Source organism: Pseudoalteromonas sp. SG43-6 (genome assembly GCF_014164365.1).
In the GTDB taxonomy this organism is placed as follows: Bacteria; Pseudomonadota; Gammaproteobacteria; order Enterobacterales; family Alteromonadaceae; genus Pseudoalteromonas; species Pseudoalteromonas rhizosphaerae.
In genome coordinates this window covers 1-861 of the sequence record NZ_JACJEZ010000144.1, presented here as the reverse complement: position 1 = coordinate 861, position 861 = coordinate 1, and the positions used below count along the sequence as shown (strand labels likewise).

At 42.3% G+C, this 861-nt stretch carries 1 protein-coding gene; it reads right to left on the bottom strand.

The window, feature by feature from the left end; all coding sequences use genetic code 11:
* Window positions 1-692: IS21 family transposase (gene istA, locus H5201_RS22500; RefSeq protein WP_182785455.1), on the bottom strand; the 692-nt coding region annotated here is incomplete at its 3' end.
* Window positions 693-861 lie beyond the last annotated feature (169 nt).

Genomic DNA, 861 nt, shown 5'->3' with positions numbered 1-861 from the left:
AGATCAGGCTCGTAGCGACAGGGTTTACTAACAGCACTTTTTAAGTTGTCGGGAATAACAAGTTCAGGCACACCGCCTAAAAACGCAAAACAACGGGCATGACTCATCACCCAATCTTCAAGTTGTTGACTATACGTTGCCTCAGCATAGGTATAATTTGATGCGCCGAGCACGGCAACAAACACTTGAGCAGGTCGTGTTTCCTGTGTTGTAGGGCACGTGATGGTCAGCGTGGGGCCACAATAATCCACAAACAGCTTTTCACCGCCTTTATGATGCTGACGCATCGACAACCGTTGTTTCCCCACCCATTCCCGATAGGCGCGGCAGAAGTGGCTATAGCTGTAATAAGGCTCACCGACTTTCTCACGCATTTCATCGAATACTAACTGCAACGTCAAATGTTTGTGCTGCTTTAAATCCTTATTGATGGTGAGCCAGTCAGGTGTTGGGTATCTTTTTTGACGGGGTGAGAAGTCCCTGATTTTTGTATTAAGAAACGTACCGTGTTGTTTATCGTCAGGTAACGGCCATTGGTTTAACCCTAACTCATTGGCCTTTTTAACGTAATTAGCCACAGTGCCAGGGGAGATATTTAAGCTTCTGGCAATCTCTCGATGGGATAATTTTGCTGAATATTTCAGCCGTAAAATAGCATGTAATTTACTCATAGATATAGGTCTTGTTGACATTATTGTTATCCTCATCAAATGATTTAGATAACGGTTTAACATACCTACAAAAATGATAAAACGTGAACTCGGTTACGAGTGGCATTAAGCTTTGATCGGCAAAATCATTAAGAACACAAAAGTGATCATTATCGCGTAATTTTCGTGATCAAAGCTTAATGAGAATAAG